Source organism: Rickettsia endosymbiont of Cantharis rufa (assembly GCF_964026445.1).
Classification (GTDB): Bacteria; Pseudomonadota; Alphaproteobacteria; order Rickettsiales; family Rickettsiaceae; genus Rickettsia.
In genome coordinates this window covers 197,454-220,269 of sequence record NZ_OZ032150.1, presented here as the reverse complement: position 1 = coordinate 220,269, position 22,816 = coordinate 197,454, and the positions used below count along the sequence as shown (strand labels likewise).

The window sequence follows — 22,816 nt, the reverse complement described above, 5'->3', positions numbered from 1 at the left end:
TTTTCCTCGCAATGACGGCATACAACACCTATACATGAATAACAATTTGAGGAATTTTAAAAGGGGCATAATGTATGAAAAATTTTATATTCACGTCTGAATCAGTTTCTGAAGGACATCCGGATAAAATTGCCGATCAAATTTCAGATACGGTACTTGATGAAATTCTAAAACAAGACCCTAACGGTCGTGTTGCCTGTGAAACATTTGTAACAACCGGTCTAGTTCTAGTAGGCGGTGAAATTACTACTAGTACCTATGTAGATATTGGGTAAATAGTACGGAGTAAGATACAAGAAATCGGCTATAATAATCCAAATTATGGATTTGACGGCAGTTGTTGTGCCGTAATTTCGTCTATAATTAAACAATCACCCGATATAGCTGTGGGGGTTGATAATAATAATGAAGATGAAATAGGAGCGGGAGATCAAGGAATGGTTTTCGGTTATGCTTGTACTGAAACAGAAGGCTTAATGCCTGCACCTATTTACTACGCTCATCTCTTAATGAAAAGACAGGCATATCTACGCAAAAAAATATATTATCTTGGCTTGGACCCGATGCAAAATCACAAGTTACGTTACGATACGAAAATAATAAACCGATTGCCATTGATGCAGTAGTTTTATCAACTCAGCATAATCCGGAAATACAGCAGAAAGACCTTATTGAAGCAGTAATGGAAGAAATTATTAAGCAGGCATTACCAAGAAATTTACTTCATAAAGATACTAAATATCTAATTAACCCGACAGGTAGGTTTGTTATAGGCGATCCTGTTGCTGATTGCGGTTTAACAGGTAGAAAAATTATCGTGGACACTTACGGAGGAATGGCAAGACACGGCGATGGTTGTTTCTCGGGAAAGATCCGACCAAAATAGATAGGTCGGCTGCTTACATGGCGCGCTATATTGCTAAGAATGTAGTAGAAGCAGGAATAGCCGATCGATGTGAAATACAAATATCTTACGCAATAGGTGTTGCGGCTCCCGTATCTATTTATGCTGAAACTTTCGGCACTAGCAAATTAAGCAATGAACAAATTACTAAGCTAATAACACAGCATTTTGATATGCGTCCCGGCAGAATTATTAAACATCTTAAACTTCGTACTCCATGCTATCAAAAAACAGCTGCTTACGGTCATTTTGGTCGTGAAGACGAAAATTTTACATGGGAGCAATTAGATAAAATAGGGATATTGAGATAGTAATTATTGACATTTATTTTTTAGTATGGGACTATCTTAGTATTTACTCAACTATTTAGTTAAAAATATGACTGAGAATATAAATAATGATATAAAGTTCGGCAACTTGAAAAACTATGAAAACGAGCTTATAAATACTGCTCTAAAAGAGAATAACCAAAATAAGCTGAAAGAGCATTATGAAAATATCACTCAGGCCTTAAATAACATACGAGAATATGAATATGAAGCGAGGGCAACTCAGTACCGCGAAATGCTTGACGATGCCCGTACCTATGATAAATCCACAAAAGATTATGATTTAGGCTCGGCTCATTTTATAACAGCTAGCGGTTATAAAGCCTTGCTTAGGGCATATAAAGCTCTACATGAAAATCCAGATAAAAAATTAGATAACTTTATGGATGGCTTAGATGAGATTTATAAGCAATCCTTTTCAGCACGTAATTTAACTGGCTCAAATAAATTGCCACCCACAGAACAGTTAAAAAAATTTTTAGAAAAAACTACAAATGAAATATATGATAAACTGCAAAAAACAGGGGAGGCATATTTATCATATTCTAATGCTCCTACTAATACAGGATTACATGCAAATGTTATAAAATATTCTAAAGAAAACGGAAAAAATTATCGTATTATGTATAATGCCGGTGCTGGGGTAAGAGCAGATAATTCAAAGCTAAATCAAACACCAAAAGATCAATTATCTAAAATAAATGAAACAATAGAAGCAAGAAGTAAAGCAAAATTCAGCTCAATTAAATATGAACTCAAAGAACAGTCAGATAAAGGAGTAAAGGATTTAATATATAAAGAAATAAGAGATAGTATATTTTCTATATTATCTATAAACGAACTAGAGGCAATAAAAGCTCATAATAACGAAATCAATAGGTTCAAATCGGAGCAACTTATTAACCCAACAACTGACCCAAGAAGAACAGTTACCGGACAAACTTTAAGGAATTGTAGTAGCAGGTCAATAAGAGAAGCTTTACGAGACAATGTACCGGATTCAGAATTTCGTGAAATATATGATTTCATTACACAAAATCAAGTATCTCAAATAATATCAAACTTAGAAAGCGAACAAAGAAATTTAGCAAATAACTTAGATATACCTTTAGCAAAAGAACAAAGTATCTCAAACACAACTGATCAAAATCAATTTCAAAAAGATATTGCCAATTCAGCTACTAATTATTTTGATACTTTTTTTTATAATGAAGGACATACACCGAGCACAAGAGAAAAGTTATTTAGTAAAGTTGCTGAAGAATCTAATTTAAAATATGTCAAGATTGATCTAGTAGATTTTTTATCTACCGTGTTTCCCTATAAGGACACTAATTTACCTATTACCAAGGATCTTTTAAAGCCTGTCATAAACCATATCCAAACTTGTTTTGAAGATCACGAAATAGCTCCCACAAAAACAGTTTTAGAAAATTATAGATTATATAAGTCCAATAAAGAACAAATTATTAAAGAGCTATCGGAAAAATGCTTAAATGATAAAGATGTAAATATACTCATCAAAGCGCAAGTACAAGCGAAAATAGAAAATCGCCCATCTATAGATATTTTCCGGCAAATGAAGCAAAGTAATACTAACCCTAAATCGCTAGAGCTATCAGAGGGGCATAAAAAATTAGATGATGTAATAAAAGATATGGCACAAAAATATAAAATGACTATACCGGAAGCAAAAGCATCCGAAGAAATTACTCAAGTGGTTAAAGATTACAGCGAGAATAAATTTAATGAGGAAATAACGCCTATAAAATCTCAAAAATTAGTAGATGAATTTACGGAAGCATCGCTAGATATTTTTGGAGAGAATAGATTAATAGATTCACCTATAATTGAAACAAAAGACGAGCATATTAATATACCGCTCCCAAACGTAGTAAAACAAGAAACTACTAATCTTAACTTGGATACAGTACACTCAAAAAATTCGCCTGTATCAAGCTTTTTGAATGACGCTGTACTTAAAGAAGAAAAACAAAATTTAGTGAATGAACTAATAACTGAAGTTAATAAAAATCTACCTAATAATACGGGAGTATTAGAAGATAAAAAACAAGAGGTTAAGACCGATAATGTATTCAATAAAAACTCGGAGCCTAAAAAACAAACTATCAAAAACAAATTTTATAAGTATTTAAGTAAATTAACGGAAAAATTAGGACTAAAATCTATAAGTAATTATTTTAAAGAATTAATTAAGGATCCAAATCTTGAGCAAAATATCAATTTAGAAAAAGAAGCAAAGTTAATAGCAGAAAAATATCGACTAACAAAATATATGGAGCTTAGCAATAATAAAAATAATAATGCAGTATTTAGCGGTAAAAAAACACCGAAGAATATTTCTAAATTATGAAAACAATACAGGGAATGTGGTATACGAAGTTCATCGAATATATTCTTTTAAAATCTCAAAATCTTGTGCTTGGAGAAAGAATTTTTCCGGTAATGTAATTTTTGCTATAAAATTCTTTACCTCTTCGCTTTGTAAATAGATCATAGCTCTAGCATTACTTTCATTATTATTAGTGCGAGCTGCAAGCAAGGTTACTATCTGCCGTAATTCTTCATAATTTTGTGGGTAAAGCTGTAGTTCAAATTGTTTATTATTAATCGCATCTTCAATTGACGAAAAGCTTTTTGCCGTTAGTTTTATTCCACCCTCATCTTTGATTATATCGCAATTAACGACTACCAAACTTTTAACATTAAGTAAATGTACATAATCTTTTAAAACTTCCTCACTAAAAATACTAAGTTCAAATATATTCTCAGGATCGGAAAGCACGAGTGTCACGAACCTACCTCTTGCCGACATACGAGAATCCTTTTTTTGTATCACCCCAGCAAGATTTATTCGGTTAGCACCGTCAGGTAAGTTATTATGTAAATCTGTGGTACTTAAAATATTTAAACGGTTAAATATTTCTTGATACTGCGTAAGAGGATGATTAGAGATAAATAAGCCCATAGCCTCAAACTCATAAAAAGCTAAAGTATTGTTATCGGCATAATCACTTGCAATTAATATATTAGGACTTGAACTAGAAACTTTAATTAAGCTAAATTGATTAGATTCCTGCTCTTCGTGATATGAAGTTGAATAAGAAAGTAATTTTGGAATGCTTGAAAATAATTGCAATCGATTATCATGCAACTCATCAAAACAGCCGGATTTAATTAAATTTTCCAGTAATTTACTGTTAACAGATTTTGGTGGTAATCTTTCAATAAAATCGATAATTGATTTAAACACTCCTCTTGCTTCTTGCTCCTCCGTTACTAACTTACCGAAATTCGGCGTAACTCCTTTAATAGCACCAAGCCCAAAAACTATTGTACTTACTTCTTTGTCATACACAGGCTTTACACTAAAATACCCTTTAGAAATATTAATATTAGGAGCAATAATCCTTATGCCACTGTCTTTTGCTTCTTGCAGGAATAAATTAATTTTATCGTGATTATTTAATTCAAGATTTAAGCACGCTACTAAAAATTCAGCAGGGTAATTAGCTTTAAGGTATGCGGTTTGGTATGAAATAACGCCGTAAGCCGCAGCGTGCGCCTTATTAAAACCGTATCCGGCAAATTTAGCCACGGTCGCAAAAATAGATTTAGCCTGAGATTCCGAAATATTATTAGCAATTGCCCCTTTAACAAAAATTTCTTCCTGCTCCACCATTTCCTTTTTTATCTTCTTACCCATTGCTCTACGAAGCAAATCAGCAGCACCTAAAGTATAACCGGCAAGAACCTGAGCAACTCTTTGTACCTGCTCCTGATATATCACCACTCCATAAGTTTCTTCTAAGATCGGCTTTAATAGCTCATGTAAATAATCAGGCTGCTGTAATTTATGCTTACAAGCTATATAAGTAGGGATATTTTCCATAGGACCTGGACGATATAAAGCACCAAGAGCGATTAAATCGTGTATGGAATCAGGTTTAAGACGTCTAAGTGCATCTTTCATTCCGACACTTTCAAACTGGAAAACTCCAACCCCCTTACCTTTACATAACATTTGATAAGTCTTATTATCATCAAAGGTCATATTGTCAAAATCTACTTCTATCGCTCGCTCTTTAAGTAGTTTCTTACAATCGGTAATAACCGTTAGGGTTTGCAGTCCTAAAAAATCAAATTTAATTAAACCGGCAATCTCAGAATATTTCATAGAATAACCGACTACTAACATATCGGAATTAGCGTCTTTATATACCGGTACTATATCAACCAAATCAGTGCCTGCTATTACGATTCCTGCAGCATGAGTTGAAGAATGCCTATGTAGCCCCTCAAGAATTAACGAAGTATCAAGCACTAGCTTAATTAACTCCGCCTCACCCTCTAAATTATACAGTCCATTACCTTTAGCAGCATTTGCAAGCTCCGGAACTTCACACATTGCTTGTTCAAGCGTAACGGGATTAACTGCACTAAAAGGTACAAGCTCCGTTAGATAATCAGCGAATTTATAAGGCAAGCTAAGCACACGAGCCACATCCTTAATTACAGCCTTTGCCTGCATCTTACCAAAAGTTATAATCTGCCCTACTCTATTATTGCCGTATTTAGAACGTACATAATTAATTACTTCCTCTCGTCTTTCCTGACAAAAATCAATATCAAAATCAGGCATTGAAATACGTTCAGGATTTAAGAATCTTTCAAATAACAAGCCGAATTTAATCGGATCAAGATCCGTAATAAGTAAACTCCAAGCAACAACCGACCCTGCTCCCGAACCTCTACCAGGACCAACTAAAATTCCCTCTTGTTTACTCCATTTAATAAAATCTGATACAATCAAAAAATAACCGGCAAAATTCATATTACAGATAATATCCAGCTCGTAATTAAGACGAGCAAAATACTCAGTTTTCAATTCTTCTTGATTCTGCAGCGGAATATTTTTAGATTTAAACTTTGTAGCAAGCCTTGCAAGCAGCCCTTCTTTTGCATCTTTCCTAATTAAATCCGTTTCACTAATATCTTTGGTGGCAAAATTAGGCAGCATCGGTGGATTTGCGTGTGCTGCAAAATAACAACGCTCTCTTAAATTCACAGTATTTTGGACGGCATTAGGTAGATCGGAAAAAAGCTCTACCATCTCACGCGGTGATTTAAAATAACAATTTTCACTAACTGTTTTACGATCAGGGTATTCTTTAGTAACGCCGGCTGATATACATAATAATACATCATGTGCATCATGCATGGTTTTTTCGCTAAACAAAACTTTATTAGTGGCAACAAGTGGAATAGTAAGCTCAGCAGCAATTCTAATATAACTATCCTCAATAAACTGCTCTTCCGGTAGATCATGCCTCATGATCTCAAAATAAAACCGATCTCCTAAAATTCCCTGTAATTTACGCGCAAACAGCATAGCTTGCTCTTGCGTACGAGCCAGTAAGCATTTTCCGACAATACCGTCGGTATAACAGCATAATGCTATTAACCCTTCTTGATATTTTACTAAATCTTCAAAATTAATATGATCGCATATTTTACGATCATTTTTAGTAAAAGTAAGGCTTGATAGTTTGAGTAAATTTTTATAGCCGACCTCATCTTTAGCTATAAGCAAAATTTGAGCAAAAATGTTGGTATCATATTGTATGTTAAGAATAACCCCATGTATAGGCTGCAGCCTTTTTTTTACTGCATATAACGCAAATTCTAATGAACCGAATAAATTTCCTCTATCTGCCAAACAAATAGCAGGCATTTTATGTGATGAAGCAAGCTCTACTACTTTCTTGGTAGTTAATGCACTTTCTAGAAAAGAATAGGAGCTTTGAGCTCTTAAATGGATAAATTCGGGTCGCATTTTTTCTTTTTATAGGGGTTTAGTTTTTACCGTCATTGCGGGCAAACGTAGAGAGTGTAGCAATCTCATAAAACAGTATAAAATTCCTGAGATTGCCACGTCGATTCTACGAATCTCCTCGCAATGACGTTTTATTAAATCTTACTTCCAACTGTATAATATCTAAAACCGATTTTTTTCATTGATTCACTATCTAGTATATTTCTAAGATCAATGATTATCGGGTATTTTACTAGATTATAAATTTCTTGCCAATTAAGTTCTTTGAATTCTAACCATTCAGTTGCAATAACTATAATATCTACTGATTTACAAGCTTCAATTACCGAATCTAAATATAGCAAATCTTTATTTTCAAAATTCTTTTTGGCGTTTTCGAGACCAATAGGATCAAATGCTTTAATATATCCCCCTTTATCTAATAAAATCTTTATAATTTCGATAGCAGGGCTTGCTCTAATATCATCCGTTCCTGCTTTATATGTTAAGCCTAAAATTGCTATATGTTTATCTTTTAAATCTCCGTCTAACAAAATACTTATCTTATCTACCATACTTTTTGGGCGCTCTTTATTACTTGTAATCACCGCTTCAAGAATTTTACAATCGATATCATAACTCTTGATAAGACTATTTAATGCTAAAATATCTTTTGGAAAACATGAACCGCCAAAACCGGGTCCTGCATTTAAAAAATTTTGACCGATTCTTTGATCAAGCCCTACACCTTTAGATAAATCTTTAATATTGCCGCCGATTTTTTCGCATAAATCAGCCATTTCATTAATAAAAGCAATTTTGGTAGCTAAAAAACTATTTGAAGCATATTTAATAAGCTCGCTCGTCACTAAATCGGTAACCACAAATTTTGCTCCCCGCTCTATTAAAGGTGCATAGATTTTTCGTAATATTACTTCTGACTCTTTATTATTTACACCGACAACTATACGATCAGGATATAAAAAATCCTCTACCGCACTTCCTTCTCTTAAAAACTCAGGATTAGAAGCAACATTAAATGAAAAACCTTTTGATTTTAAATAAGCTATAATATTATTGCAACTATCCGGCGGAACAGTGGATTTGATGACTATTAAACAATCCTTATTTATATGCTCGGAAACTTTATCAATAGCATCATAAACATATTTTAAATCCGCTTCTCCCGACTCTTTTGAAGGCGTACCGACCGTAATAAATATTGCCTCAGCATTTTGGAGCTCATTATTATAAATATTTGTAAATTTTAATCTTCCGTCTAGCAGAGCTTTTTGTAAATATTCATCAAGACTCAGCTCATAAATCGGTAATATTTGCTTATTTAGCTTAGATATTTTAACCTCATTATTATCGAGACAAGTAATATTATGACCTAAATAGCTCATAATAATACCTGAGACTAATCCCACATATCCACTACCGATAAATTTAATATTCATAATTTTTTGTGATTTTTATATTAAATTTTTAGATTATAAGTTATATTCAACTAACGTGACAAGTATATACCTCAAGTAAATGAAGAGTAGTATAGACAAGATCAACTTGGAAAATAAATGAGTAATCGGTCCACAAGACGAGAAGCGGAGCGTAACTTAATATAGTTCGCATTGCAGTACTTATAGGACGACTTAGTCAATTTTTTAAGTTGATCAAGTATGTAAAGCTTTTATCATATTTCAATAGATTTACAAGCTCAAATGAATTTTATTAAAAAAACCTTTATCAGTATTTTTATAATTCTTATTTCATTGTTTCTCGCTATAACTCTAATTGTTTATAGCGCAAACAAAGGACATTTAAATGAACCTTTGAAAAAAATAATTGAATTTTATTTAAGTAAAAATGATATAAAAGCCGTATTACATAATTTAGGATTTAAAGAAAATCAGTTATCTATAGATAAAATTTCCTTAAGGTTGATAGATAATGCTAAGGGAGAAATTAACAATTTTAATCTTTTTCTTAATTTCAAAAATTTTTTCTCTAATTCGTTAATAGAAGCTAATTTTAATGTTGATAAATTTTCGGTAATCTCAAATAACGATGAAGAAATTATAGATACTTCAATGACCGGTGATTATTCGTTAAATATAATCAAAAAAGATGTTCTAACCGGCATACAGTTAACTTCAATAAAAAGCGATATTTTAACCGATGAGCAAGGAGTCGGCTTGCCACTCGGAAATGCTTTGTGTTCGTATAGAACCGCTTATTCTAAAGATAATCCAAAAAGCATCAACTGCAAAATTACCTTTGGAGACAAAGCTTTTTTATCTCTAAACGGTATAATAACCAATAAAAATATTGAGGCGAGTGGGACAGCTGCAAATATGCCTTTAATAATTTATCAAACAGTCGAGAAAATCATTCCGAATAACCATATAATCTCATATTTACGAGAACATATAAAACGAGGTTACATCCAAAATGGGGAATTAAGTGTTAAATTAGATAAAAGCTTTTTTAAAGAAAATATTTTAGTGGAGGATAATTTAAAAGCAAATTTACATATCTCAAATTTTGAATATAAATATCATAACGATTTACCGCCTTTAACCAAGGTTGATACTAATATAATCATTTCAGGACCAGAAGTAAAATTTCTAATTAACGAAGCTTACAGCGGTAAAAGCGTTATCTCCGGCGGTATCGTAAATTTCAAATGGGAAGGAATGGAAAAATCGCAATTTGTTTTTAATGTTACTGCTAAAGGTGAAATTAATGATTTAATTGACTTTGTCCCAAATGAGGCATATCAAAACATTAAGGCTCAAAATATTGATTTAAAAAAAATAAACGGAACAGCGAATTCAATAATAGAGTTAATAATTCCTATTAGCCCAAATATTCCTAATAATTATAATGTGTTATCGACATTAACAAATATTTCCTTTAATAGTTTAGACAATAATATTTTATTACGAAACGGCGAAGCAAAAGGTAGCTTTAAAGATAACAAACTAGATATTAACGGCAAAGGTAAAATTAATAATTATGCAAGTAGCTTTACTTATGATCATGATATATCAGATAAAAATAATGAGTGTTTACTTAAAATAAAAAGCAATATTACGGCAAATAATCAAAGATTCGGTGTATTTAAATTAATTTCAGGCAGCACAGTTCTAAATTTTGAGTACAAAAAACAGCATAACAACGAGAGTTTTATTACTATTAATTCTAATCTTGATAATTTAGAATTTTATATAGATAAAGTATCTATTCATAAAAAATTATATAAAAAAGCCAATTTATTCTTACATACGAAATTAAATGATAAAAATTTCGATAGGAATATCGAATTTAACCTTTCAGGGCAGGATAATCTAAAAATTAACGGTAATGCCTTGATTAAGAAGAATATTTATAATATTAATCTAGCCTCTATTATACATAATCGTACGAATTTAAAAGGAAAAATAATCATAGATAACCATAATCTGAATACAGAACTTTATGGAAGCGGACTAGATTTATCAAATGCTAATATGATGCAGTTTTTAGAAAAAGAGGGTGATTCTACACGTAATATTAATTTAAAAACTAGTATATCAAAAATACTTTTAAAGAATAATATAACGCTAGATAATCTTAATTTAGCAATTAAATGTGATAAAGTGCGGTGTTTCTCCGGTTTTCTAAATGCCGATATCGGTAGTAAAAAAGTTAAACTGTCGCTTACCGCTAAGGAAACTTTTGAACAATGGCTAATTGAATCCGATAATGCCGGAGCATTACTTAAGGGACTCGGAATGTATACTACTATGCAAAACGGTCAGATTAACATTAACTTAAACACCAAAAGATATGAAGTGAAAAAAGGGGAAATAGTGCCGGTATTAGACGGTAGATTTTCTATAAAACATTTTACGGTAGTTGATACTCCTTTTTTAACACGGCTTGTTTCTTTTGTTTCATTGCCAGGTTTTCTCAGTTCAATAACTAATAATAAAAATATTTTATTTGGAGATATGGCCGGTAAATTTAATTATAGGGGAAATATCATTACAATTTTTGATACGGAAGCACATGGACCATTCTTTGATTTTACTATGAAAGGTAATATTGATACCAAGCAGCAATTAATTACGGTTAAAGGAAACGTTATTCCTTCCTTTTTCTTAATCAGCACTATTGTAACCAAAATACCTGTAGTCGGCAAAATATTTTCCAAAGTAGCCCCTTACACTCTAAAAATGAAATATAAGTAACTAGATTTTGTGCAAAAAAAATTATATTTAATCGGTATTTTACTTTTAGGCTTAATTTCCGGTATTACGTTTAATTTAATTTTTTTCACGGTTCCATACCAATTATCTGAAGCAAAATATACCACTGATATAATAGGTTCAATATCATTAGCTGCTTTTCCATATTGCTTAAAAGTAATATGGTCACCTTTTATAGATAAATACTCTATACCTTTTTTATGCTCTAAATTCGGTCACAGACGTGGCTGGGCATTGGTATCACAAATATTTTTAATCTTAGCAATGATGGGGTTCTTAGACATAAGCCCTTGTAATAATTTATATATTACTGCAATTATCTTATTTATTGTTTCATTCTGTAGTGCTACTCAAGATATTGTACTTGATGCGTATAGAATCGAGAGACCTACGTCAAAAGAAGAGCTTTCAATGGCTTTTACTTTTAGTAGTATAGGATTTCGTTTAGGTATGTTACTTGGCAGTGTCGGCGCTTTATATTCATCAATTGTTTTTGGCTGGAATATGGTATATAAATTTGCTCTATTTATTACTATACTTGGACCTATAGTAATTTTATGTATCAAAGAACCAAAGCCTAAAGAAAAACGTCATACAGCTAATACTTTAATAGGATTACAACAATATTTTGAGGTCATTAAAAAAAGTATTATATCCTTAAAAAATGACGCCCGTGAAATGAAGAGGTATACGAAGATCAACTTAGAAAAGAGTAATCTAGTTGTAAGCCGAGGAGCGGAGCGTATAATAAACATTCAGAATCCGAGGACTTACAAAGACGACTCAGCCAATTTTGGGGGTTCATCGAGTATACTGCTAATTATGTTGTTTGTCTTTCTATATAAAGCTGCGGATTCTATACCTATGGCTATGAGTTCACCTTTATTCCTAGATTTGAGCTTTACTACTCATGAAATTGCCGTTATTTACAAAGCTTACGGGTTACTAATCATGATCGTAGGTGGAGCATTAGGCGGCGTTTTAGCTGCAAAAATGGGTATATTTCACAGTGTTTTAATTGGCGGAGTTATTCAATTATTATCACCTCTTATGTTTATGGTTCTTGCTACTATAGGACATGATATTCAAATATTTATAATAACCGTTACGATGCAAAATTTCTGCTCCGGTTTTGCAGGAACTATTATCGCTATCTATTTTGCTAACCTTTGCAATAGTGAATTTGTTGCCACACAATATTCCATTATTGCATCTTTTAGTTCTCTTAGTCGTATTCTTCTAGCTAGCCTCGGCGGTATCTGTGCAAAATATCTTACTTGGTCTGTATTCTTTTTAGGTAATACTCTGCTTAGTATGTTGTTTATACCGATATTTTTAAAAATATATAGCAAGAAATTAACTACCTAATTATTAAAAAAATATGACAATTATTAAAAAAGGTTTATAATGTTGATATATAAGTTAATCGCATAATTATGAAATTATATAGTTTTCAGGAACATTTATTAGAATTAAAAATAAGGCTTCTTAGAATATTTACTACTTTTATAATTATATTTGCTATTTGCTATTATTTTAGCGACAATATTTATAGTTTTTTATTAAAACCACTTGCTAAGCTAAGCGGTGATACGGTACGAAATATAATTTATACGGGACTTACAGAAGCATTTTTTACTTATGTTAAACTTGCAGCTTTTACTGCTTTTACTATTATTATACCAATAATTGCTTTGGAGTGCTATTTATTTATCAGCCCCGGATTACACCGCCATGAAAAAAAAATTATTGCTTTTATTCTTTTCACGTCGCCTATTTTATTTTGGTGCGGTAGTGTTTTTGTTTTTTATTTTGTGATGCCTAAAGCTTGGAATTTTTTTCTTAGCTTTGAAAAACGTGATATGATGGTACCGATAGTTTTGGAAGCAAGAATTAGCGAGTATTTAACTTTAGTTATTCATTTAATTATTGCTTTTGGAGTTGCTTTTCAACTACCGGTTGTGATAATAATATTAAATATATTAAATATAGTTAAAGTCCGAACACTAAAACAAAAAAGACGGATTGCTGTGGTAATTAACTTTATTATTGCGGGAATATTAACGCCTCCTGACATTTTAAGCCAGTTTGCTCTTGCAATACCGCTACTTTTATTATATGAAACTTCAATAATGATATGTAATTTTATAGAAAAACCGAGGACACTAAATGTTAAATATCAAATGGATTAGAGAGAATCAAGAATTATTCGATGAAAAGCTTAGCCAAAGATTTATCGGACCTATGTCTAGTAAAATTGCTATGCTCGACGGAAAAAAAAAGAAAATCACGAGTTTAATTCAAGAATTTCAGCACGCACGCAAGGTAAAATCAAAGATTTTAGGTAACATGGCATCTAAAAGCGGTGAAGAGTTCGAAGGGTTACAAAGCGATGTCAGACATATAAATGAGAAGTTGGAAGAACTTGAGCAGGATCTAAATAATAATAACGAATTAAATGAACTATTGGATATGCTTCCTAATATTCCGGATGAAGAAGTACCTTACGGGATTGATGAAAGCATGAATAAATTAGTTCGTACTCACGGAGAGATAAATCCAAATGCTTTAAATAAGCAGCATTTTGAGCTAGGCACAAAATTAAATTTAATGGATTTTGAACAAACTGCTAAAATTTCAGGAGCTAGATTTGTAACGTTAAAAGGTGATTTAGCAAAGCTAGAACGTGCTTTAATTAACTTTATGATTGATGTTCATACTAAAGAGTTTGACTTCTTTGAGATATCACCTCCGGTATTAGTTCGAGATAATGCCATGTATAACGCAGGACAACTACCTAAATTTGCTAAAGAGTCTTTTGCAACAACGAATGGTTACAGATTAATTCCAACCGCAGAAGTATCTTTAGTAAACATGGTTGTCGATACTATTATACCGAGAGAAAAATTACCTATGCGTTACGTTGCTTATACCCCGTGCTTTAGATCAGAAGCAGGTAGTAGCGGTAGAGATACAAGGGGCATGATTAGATTACATCAATTCGGTAAAGTAGAGCTTGTATCTATTACCACCCCGGAAGAGTCAAAAAATGAGCATGAATATATAACTAATGCCTCAGAGACTATTTTACAAAAACTGAGTCTACCTTATCGTGCTATGTTACTTTGCACCGGAGATATGGGGTTTGCAGCAAAAAAAACCTATGATATAGAAGTATGGCTCCCAGGACAGAAACAGTATCGTGAAATTGCGAGCTGTTCTAATTGTGGAGATTTTCAAGCACGTAGAATGAAAGCAAGGTATAAAGAATTCGGCAGTAACGAAACTACCTTAGTTCATACTTTAAACGCTTCTGCTTTACCTATCGGAAGAACTATGGTTGCAATACTTGAAAATTACCAAAATGAAGACGGCTCAATAACCGTACCTGATGTCTTGATAAATTACATGGGAGGATTACAAAAAATCACTACATATAGTGAATAATTGTTTATTAAATATAAACAATAAGATAAAGTTTTGTGGTATACTCGTTTAATTTGAAAAATTGTCTATGTTGCACGGTTCTCGTCATTGCGAGCAGCCATAAGCTGCGCGACAATCTCAGGAAATAGTAACAAACTCCTGAGATTGCTTCGTCAAAATTTTCAATTTTTCCTCGCAATGACGGTTGATATACAACAAATTCTATTAGCATACAAAGCGATAATTTAAATTCAGGTTATTTGTGTTTAGTGATTTACGAAAATTTGACAAGGATGTATATAATTACAATGCTCCTAATTTTATACCCGTCGCATGTCATTATAATGAACATACTTTACTTACCAAAGACGGTAAATTACTACAAATTATCAAAATACACGGCATTAATTCAGATAAAATCAGCGACAACATACAGAATTTACGTGAAGTAGTTAGAGCTTCTATAAAAAAGAACATAACTGATTATGATTTTGCTTTTTGGCTACATACAATACGAGAAAAACAAAATTTAGATGATCCTACTCCTTACAAAAAATTATTACCGGCAAATATTCATGCACTATGGCAAAGAAAGAATCATTGGAATGATAAATTCGTTAATACTTTATATATATCTATAGTACATGATTCCACTAAAGTTAATATCAAAAATTTTAACTCTTTAATAAATTCTTTGTTTAATGAATTAATTACTGATTTTGAAAATAACTACTTAGATTCAGCTTTTCAAAAACTAGAAAATATCACTAATAATATTTTAAATGATTTAAATGAATTCGGCGCTGAAAAACTCGGTATAATATTTGAAAATGATAATGTTTTTTCTAACCCTTTATTTTTATATAATCGAATAGCTAACCTTAATAATAATGATTGTTTGGTACCTATAATAGATTTATCAGATGCTCTAGGTAGAAGTACTTATACAATTAGCGGCGATAAAATGGTAGTTACGGATCATGAGAAAAATAACAAATTCGCTTCTTTACTATCTATAAAAGAATATCAGGAAACTCCTTCTAATGCGCTTGATAAATTTTTACAGTTACCGATTGAATTAATAATAACTGAAATATTTTATTTTGTTAGCAAAAAACAAGTAATATCCAAATTGCAAGGTCAAGATTATATTCTAAGAATTACCAACGACTCAACTTTACTTAATCACAAAGGGATTAATGAGCTTGATGCAGCTAACTCAGCTTTTCAATTTTGTAATCAGCAAATTTCAATTGCCATTATAGAAGAAGATGAAAATAAACTAGATACAGCCGTAGCTAAAGCATCAACCGAGCTTTTTAAACTTGGTATTATTCATGTAAAAGAAGATCTCAATATTGAGCAAATATTTTGGTCGCAATTACCTGCCAACTTCGCCTTTATCCGTAGAATGTCACCATTATCCGTAGAACATATTGCTTCTCTTACCGCTCTTCATAATACTACACTCGGTAATCAATATAACCCTTGGGGTAGAGCTGTCACTTTACTGCGAACTGAAAAAGGTACTCCATATTTCATGAATTTTCATGATAAAACGAATAAAGGTAATACTTGCATCTTTGGTACGAAAAAAACCGGCAAAACCATATTATTGAATTTTCTAATATCAGAATCGACCAAATATAACCCAACAATAATTTATATCTCTAATAATAATGATTCTAAAATTTTTATCGAGGCAATAGAGGGCAAATGGCTAGAACCGGATAAACAAATTATCAATCCATTTTTAGTAGATGATACAGAAAAATCACGAGCTTTCATTTTAGAATTTTTTAAATTAATCAGCGGTCATTATATTTCACCTCTTAGTAAAATAGAAATATCTTTTCTAGAGAAGTTAAAAAATAAAATTTTATCAATTGAAGAAGAAAAACGTATTTTTTCCGATATTTTAAAATTAGAAGATTTTAAAGAGGAAGGAGGAATACAAATACTTGATAAATTAAAGGATTTTACAGAAGGACAATTATATTCTGGATTATTTGACGGACCGTCTCTTAACATTCAAGAAGGGGAAGTCATGGGGTTTAATTTATATAAACTTTCTGATGAGCCGTTTTCTAAACAATTTTACCCGGCGGAAAGAAAATTTTTAGAGCAATTTAATAATAACTTAAAGAAACATCAAGCTATCAGTGCAGCAGTAATTTATGCTTTTACTTATCATTTAAGCCTAGTTAGTACAAAACCTAAAATATTTGCTGCCGATAATTTTGATAAACTTTACAAACCTGAAGCTTATTACGATAATATAAACTTAATTTTTAATAATTTATCTCAAAATAACGGTATTCTCGTCAGTAATTTCAATTTTATTTATCTTAAGTCATATCCAAAATATACTATAAAACCTTGGCTTAATTTAATTAATACTAAAATTATTCTACCGTCTGATGTTAAAATAGAAGATTTAGACAAAATTTTAGGTTTAAGCGAACCAGAAATACGAAAATTATCACAGCTAATACTTTCTGCAAGGATGTTCTTAATTAATAAGGATAATGAATCTATAGCTTCTGAATTAAGTATTGCCTCTTTAATAGGAATTGTCCGTATTTTATCAAGCAGGCAGGAGGAAATGGATATTTATAAAAAAATACTTGAACAATACCAAGGTCCTCCAGATAATTGGATTAATTACTTATATAATGAGTTAAATACGGACTGATATTTTTCTTTGTCATCCCGTGAGCTTGTAGCGGGATCTCAGAACGCGGTCTGTGATACAAGATCCCATGGTCAAACCATAGGATGACAACAAAAAAAACTAACATAAAAGAACCATATTAAAGTGCTTAAAAAATATTTACTATTTTTTTTATTTTCATTCTTCTCATTTAATGTATATGCATTTATTTGGGGTGATATAGCCGATTGTCTTAGCGATCCATGTAATTGCGGACAAAGCGATAGAACGGAAACTTGGAATAAGGATGGAGGCATCAATGTAAAGACGAGAGGACCTTTTAAACCAGGCACATTGTGTCCTCCTTGGAATAAAAGCGACGGTCGCGATAATGATACTTGTTTATTAAAATTTGATTACCCAGGTACATTTATCGGTTTTTTACTCAATAGATGTGCGGAAGAAGCTCCTGATAGTAGTTACTTTACTCCAAAAATTCGTATTAGAGTTCAAAGCTGTAATGCCGCAGCTTGCTGGCATCAAAACTCCACTTTAAATTGGGATGGAGAATGTGTATTATGGCCTACAGGTTACGGTCTACCTCTAACTAGAGTTTGTGCTAGAATTGCCGTACCGGATATGCCTCCACCTCCCGGAATAAATGCTACAGCTTCTCCTGCAGATCCAGGTTATACCGATGGAGTACATCTCAATAAAGTCGGTTACACGGAAAGTGATAATAAGATAATCGGTGTAGATGGAAAAATAGTTACTTTAAAATCTCCTAAACTTTGTGCTTATAGCGATCCTGGACTTGTTAACCTTGTTTCAGATTCCGGAGCACATCTTGATCCTATGGACTGGAATCCTAATCGTCAACCTCTCCACCAAACTAATGAACTTAGCCCTATTGCAAAAGTATTAAAATTTTTAGTTGAAACGGTAAAAGGAGCAAGTTTACCAAGTTTATTAGGGCAGCTTCTTGGTATGATAGATCAAGATTCAGAACTTATAAAAGTACTTCGATCAGTACTTGATGCAATAGGAGAAATTTTTAATTTTTTTCCTAGTTTAATAATAACAGTTATTGAAGCACTCGGATCATTGAACGGTTCCGTAGATAGCTATTCTTTTGGTTGCGTACAATTACCTTTGGGACCTTTTCCACCGCCATACTGTCCAAATTTAGATTATATTAGCATTAATGCTAGTGCTAATAATATATGTAGCATAAAAAATACTCCAGAGGATATTCAGAAAGGAGAGCCTGTATTTAAACAATCTTCAACCTTGCCGCCTTGTGTAGTATCAAACGTTAGGAACAATATTGTTAATAATACCATACGTGTTAGCTTTAGCAATCTTGTTCCGCTATGCACCGGCTCTCCTTCTGATCTCAAAACTTGTGTAGAACTACGTAATATAGATTTTTCTTCAGCAAAAATTACTCATACTAATACGGCTTTTAAAGATTTAATTAAATCGTGTAAAAACACTTCAGGCGGTACCCCATGTATTAATACAGATATCCCTACGCCATGTAGTGTTACAGCTGACGGTTGTAATGATGGATTTAGAATAGTATATTCGCAGAAAATTGGAAATGTGGAAGCACCTAGTGATTATTACATAAGCGATATACCGGACTGTCCAAGTTCTAATTCAACTACCTGCCAAAAAGTGTGGGGCGTTAATATCGGCCAATTTAAGGATGTAAGCGTACAATTTCTTGAAAAACAAGGACAGGATACAAATAGCTTAATGCCTATAAAGACAGATGTCACTTTAAAAGACAATAACGATAAAGCTAGAAATCTTTATGTCTCTATTAGTAATAACGAAAACGATAAGCAGAATCCTAATAATATTTGTTTATTTGAGTCTAGTAATTTAATAGATTGCGTACCGAGAGTAAATCACTCTTACAGCTTAGCTGCTTATGAATGTTCAAGACAATATGCCGGAATTACCTGTACTAATAGCAATTCCAACGATGCTTATTATAAACCGCAATTCATTGCTTCAGTGCAGGTAAGGGAAAAAAGAGAAGATGGGACTATTAGCATTATAGATGAAACAAGCACTCTTGTAACACCGTTATCATACGCCGCATCTTCTAGCTCTACTGATACGGAAAGTATAGTAAAACTTGCCGGCTATGATTATAGCTCTTCCGTTGCATTTATACCTAAAGATCCGCCAAAAGATCCAGCAGAAGATAAATATATTGCTATGCCGTTTTCAGGAGAGAGCGCTCTAAATCAATTAACTATTCACGGTAAATATAAAAATAAAAATGATCCGAATGAAAAAAATACGAAACCTTACGATAATAACGGAAATCCAAACCCAAATGCGTTATATTTAAAATATTTAGAATATATAAACGGTAAATATATTCAAGGCGGAACGCATGCCTGTCTGATGCCAAAGAATTTCCAACATTGTAACCCTCTTCCGATCCCTACCTTACCTAATGGTTCGCCTATTCCCGGTTACAATAATGACTCGATAAATTGTGTACTTGCTAAGCTAAACAACAACGATACTATAAATTGTAAAGATTTTAAAAATACATATAATGTTAAATATCCAAACCTTGGGTTATGCGGAAATACAAGTAGCTGCACTATAAAAGAAACAGTATCAGGTCCAGGAAGAGGCATTACTATTTATACTTGCAATATAAATAATATTCCGAGTAACTGCTATACCAATAACGATAAGGCTAATACTCCAATATGTGTTTTAAGTAGGGACTATACAGATAGAATCGAGCCGGATCCTAATATAGGACCAATATTAGTACCAGTAGATCCTTCGAAATATTATACAGTGACATATACAAAAGGAGATGAAAACACTCCTCCTGAGCCGACATATAATGCTTCTGTTTCCGATGTAAGAGATAAAACTTGGCAGGAGCTAAATCTTTGCGCTCCTATATTAATACCTAATTGTGCTAAAATTCCTAGCACAGAGAAAGCTCCTTCCGGTAACAGCCACGGTAATGCAGAATGGCCTGAAAGTGATATAGGGGAACTTGCACAAGGAAAATGCCCGACAAATTGGATATCCATTGATCCTAGTAAACCACTAGAGCGCTATTGTTTATCATATTTTGATAGGAAAGTTGTTGAATTTGAACCTTTAGGTCAAAATGTCGGCTGTAGAGAGTCTACAGGATTGCCTATAGAAGTTGGTTATAACGACTTTCCATCAAGCCAATTACCTGAGACTCCTTATAATCCGGTAACTAAAATAGGCGACTATATCTTAAACAAGAAACCGGTGCAGCAGGGAAGCATTATGGTATTTCCAAACGATGGGGCATTTATAGATGCAACAAATAAACCAGGGAATACAATATTGCATACCGTAGAATTTAAAGTAACCTTAGATGCAATAATGGACGATATTGAGTATTTTGAAGTAAGGGATTTATGGTATGATGATTGCACATTAATATATGTTAACGGCACAAAGCTACTTAGCCTTCCTACTGACGTTAATTCTCTAGATGAGAAAAGGTACTGTAACAATGGGATTGACCAAGGTAAAGCATTACAAGCTAATAATTTACCGATTAATATAAAACGTTATTTAAAACAAGGAGAGAACATTATAAGATTTCAGCTAAGAGTTATATTTGGCGGAGGGTTATATTTCCACATGCAATATAAAATGAAGAGATAAATAAATGAGTTGGATTATTTTCTATACGGTAATTTTTGCTTTACTAATTCTTGATTTAGGAATCGTACATAAAAAAAATACCGTAATGAGCTTTAAAGGAAGCGTATTTTTTAGTCTTTTCTATTTTATAATAGCTTGTTTATTTGGTATCTATGTTTACTATAATACGGGGGCAGATCATGCTCGTGAATATTATACTTGCTTTCTCATTGAGAAAGCTATGTCACTTGATAATATCTTTGTTATCTCTATTATTTTTCAATTTTTTAAAATTCCCTGGAAATATCAACATCGTGTTTTATTTTTCGGGATAATAGGCGTAATAATATTCAGAGCTATAATGATTTACGGAGGTATTATCCTTATAAATAAATTTGCCTGGTTATTATATATTTTTGCCGTAATACTTATTGCTACAGGTATAAAAACTTTTTATGTATCACATAAAACTTTTGATATACAGAATTCTTATATTTACAAGTCAATAGTAAAAAATCTAAATATTACTCCTAGTCTTGAAGGAGATAAGTTTTTTGTTAAACGTAATAACAAACTATATTTTACTCCCCTTTTTATATCTTTAGTACTGATAGAAGCAATAGATTTAGTCTTTGCTATTGATAGTATCCCTGCAATATTTGCAATCACTAACGATATTTTTATAATCTATACTTCAAATATTTTTGCTATTTTAGGGCTTAGAGCTCTATTCTTTTGTTTAGCAGAGGTTGTAGAACGTTTCAGTTATATAAAATATTCTTTGGCTTTAATTTTAATATTTATCGGCTTTAAAATATTTATTCATCATTATATAGCGATTCCGGCATATGTTTCGCTCACTGTAACTATTACTTTATTACTATTTGGTATGATTGCTTCAATAATTAGAAAAAATATGATTGACCATTAATAAAGGGGGTATATAATATTTTTTTATTTTTAAACAATTATAATGACTAAATTACTAAAAATATTTTTTATTACTATCATCATTTTTAATAGTAATACTTTTGCAAAAGAAACGGTCTTTTATATAGGAGCAGAAAGCGGAGTAGTTGAACCGGTCGTTAGTAAATTCCGACATAAGCACTCAAATACCGAAATAATTTTAAAAAAATCAAATATGTATAGCGGAAAAATAGGCTATATGATATATCCGCAGATAGCTATTGAATTTTCAGCAACCTATCAACCTAAATATCGTCTACATTACGTATTACCTCAACAAAATTTAAATAACGGTCTTGCTATTCCTCCTACTCCGGGCAATACTAAAGTATTATCAAATATATATATGCTAAATCTTATTTATGATTTAGAAAAAATAAAAACTTTCACACCTTTTGTAATACTTGGAGGTGGAATAGCACAAGTAAAGGTTAAGTCTACCTCTTCTAGGTGGAGTGTTATAAATAGCGATTATTTTAAAGTAAAGAGAACTCATAAAAATTGCGTTGCTTGGCAAGTAGGTCTTGGGGTTTCACAAGAAATAACTTCAAATTTAAGTATTGATGCAACTGCAAAATTACAAACGGCATATAGAGTAAGGATTAATTATGATACACTTGATATGAGAACGGGGCAATTTGTGCCGGCAAATCCTATCAAAAAAACTATAGCCGTTGGAGAATTTGGCGTAGGATTTACTTATAGATTGCCATTTTAATAATTCTGTGAAATATTTATATAAAAGCTACAATATCACCTCGCGGGATGACA

General features: G+C 32.1%; 11 protein-coding genes and 3 pseudogenes. 12 read left to right on the top strand and 2 right to left on the bottom strand.

Annotated elements, in window-relative coordinates:
- The first annotated feature begins 74 nt into the window (after positions 1-74).
- From metK to AAGD46_RS01125, 4 genes and pseudogenes are all read left to right on the top strand, one after another.
- Positions 75-1,215 (top strand): annotated as a pseudogene (metK, locus tag AAGD46_RS01140) (methionine adenosyltransferase).
- 67 nt (positions 1,216-1,282) lie between these two features.
- Positions 1,283-1,546: pseudogene (locus AAGD46_RS01135) on the top strand (hypothetical protein); the annotation flags it as partial.
- A gap of 69 nt (positions 1,547-1,615) precedes the next feature.
- Positions 1,616-1,880 (top strand): annotated as a pseudogene (locus tag AAGD46_RS01130) (hypothetical protein).
- 1,481 nt (positions 1,881-3,361) lie between these two features.
- The gene (locus AAGD46_RS01125; RefSeq protein WP_341787862.1) at positions 3,362-3,607 is read left to right on the top strand and encodes a hypothetical protein; all 246 of its coding nucleotides are present in this window, start codon (positions 3,362-3,364) and stop codon (positions 3,605-3,607) included.
- Between the two features lie 30 nt (positions 3,608-3,637).
- Here AAGD46_RS01125 and dnaE read toward each other — a convergent pair whose 3' ends face one another.
- A complete protein-coding gene (dnaE, locus tag AAGD46_RS01120; protein ID WP_341787437.1) occupies positions 3,638-7,090 on the bottom strand; it encodes a DNA polymerase III subunit alpha in 3,453 nt (1,150 codons plus the stop codon).
- A gap of 134 nt (positions 7,091-7,224) precedes the next feature.
- On the bottom strand, positions 7,225-8,529 hold the full coding sequence (locus tag AAGD46_RS01115) for a UDP-glucose/GDP-mannose dehydrogenase family protein (protein ID WP_341787436.1): 1,305 nt from the start codon (positions 8,527-8,529) through the stop codon (positions 7,225-7,227).
- 261 nt (positions 8,530-8,790) lie between these two features.
- Between AAGD46_RS01115 and AAGD46_RS01110 the strand changes: the two genes are divergently transcribed.
- The 8 genes from AAGD46_RS01110 (at position 8,791) to AAGD46_RS01075 (ending at position 22,763) form a co-directional block, all read left to right on the top strand.
- Positions 8,791-11,304 carry a DUF3971 domain-containing protein gene (locus AAGD46_RS01110; RefSeq protein ID WP_341787435.1) on the top strand — a complete coding sequence of 838 codons (2,514 nt, stop codon included), beginning with the start codon at positions 8,791-8,793 and terminating at the stop codon, positions 11,302-11,304.
- A 9-nt stretch (positions 11,305-11,313) separates the two neighbouring features.
- Positions 11,314-12,690 carry an MFS transporter gene (locus tag AAGD46_RS01105; RefSeq protein ID WP_341787434.1) on the top strand — a complete coding sequence of 459 codons (1,377 nt, stop codon included), beginning with the start codon at positions 11,314-11,316 and terminating at the stop codon, positions 12,688-12,690.
- 68 nt (positions 12,691-12,758) lie between these two features.
- Positions 12,759-13,514 (top strand): twin-arginine translocase subunit TatC, encoded by a 756-nt coding sequence (gene tatC, locus AAGD46_RS01100; RefSeq protein ID WP_341787432.1) that lies wholly within the window; start codon positions 12,759-12,761, stop codon positions 13,512-13,514.
- Positions 13,492-14,769 carry a serine--tRNA ligase gene (gene serS, locus AAGD46_RS01095; protein ID WP_341787431.1) on the top strand — a complete coding sequence of 426 codons (1,278 nt, stop codon included), beginning with the start codon at positions 13,492-13,494 and terminating at the stop codon, positions 14,767-14,769. The genes tatC and serS overlap by 23 nt, the downstream gene beginning before the upstream one ends.
- Before the next feature lie 241 nt (positions 14,770-15,010).
- Positions 15,011-17,443, top strand: coding sequence for a VirB4 family type IV secretion/conjugal transfer ATPase (locus AAGD46_RS01090; RefSeq protein ID WP_341787429.1), 2,433 nt, complete (start codon positions 15,011-15,013; stop codon positions 17,441-17,443).
- Positions 17,444-17,566: 123 nt separating this feature from the next.
- Positions 17,567-21,097, top strand: coding sequence for a hypothetical protein (locus AAGD46_RS01085; RefSeq protein WP_341787427.1), 3,531 nt, complete (start codon positions 17,567-17,569; stop codon positions 21,095-21,097).
- A 4-nt stretch (positions 21,098-21,101) separates the two neighbouring features.
- Complete coding sequence (locus tag AAGD46_RS01080) at positions 21,102-22,007, top strand: TerC/Alx family metal homeostasis membrane protein (RefSeq protein ID WP_341787425.1); 906 nt, start codon at positions 21,102-21,104, stop codon at positions 22,005-22,007.
- A gap of 42 nt (positions 22,008-22,049) precedes the next feature.
- Complete coding sequence (locus tag AAGD46_RS01075; RefSeq protein WP_341787424.1) at positions 22,050-22,763, top strand: outer membrane beta-barrel protein; 714 nt, start codon at positions 22,050-22,052, stop codon at positions 22,761-22,763.
- Positions 22,764-22,816 lie beyond the last annotated feature (53 nt).

What these genes read in the sequence shown, in the direction of transcription:
- dnaE (WP_341787437.1), bottom strand. Translation starts at nt 7,090, where the DNA reads ATGCGACCCGAATTTATCCATTTAAGAGCTCAAAGCTCCTATTCTTTT.
- AAGD46_RS01115 (WP_341787436.1), bottom strand. Translation starts at nt 8,529, where the DNA reads ATGAATATTAAATTTATCGGTAGTGGATATGTGGGATTAGTCTCAGGT.
- AAGD46_RS01110 (WP_341787435.1), top strand. Translation starts at nt 8,791, where the DNA reads ATGAATTTTATTAAAAAAACCTTTATCAGTATTTTTATAATTCTTATT.
- tatC (WP_341787432.1), top strand. Translation starts at nt 12,759, where the DNA reads ATGAAATTATATAGTTTTCAGGAACATTTATTAGAATTAAAAATAAGG.
- serS (WP_341787431.1), top strand. Translation starts at nt 13,492, where the DNA reads ATGTTAAATATCAAATGGATTAGAGAGAATCAAGAATTATTCGATGAA.
- AAGD46_RS01080 (WP_341787425.1), top strand. Translation starts at nt 21,102, where the DNA reads ATGAGTTGGATTATTTTCTATACGGTAATTTTTGCTTTACTAATTCTT.
- AAGD46_RS01075 (WP_341787424.1), top strand. Translation starts at nt 22,050, where the DNA reads ATGACTAAATTACTAAAAATATTTTTTATTACTATCATCATTTTTAAT.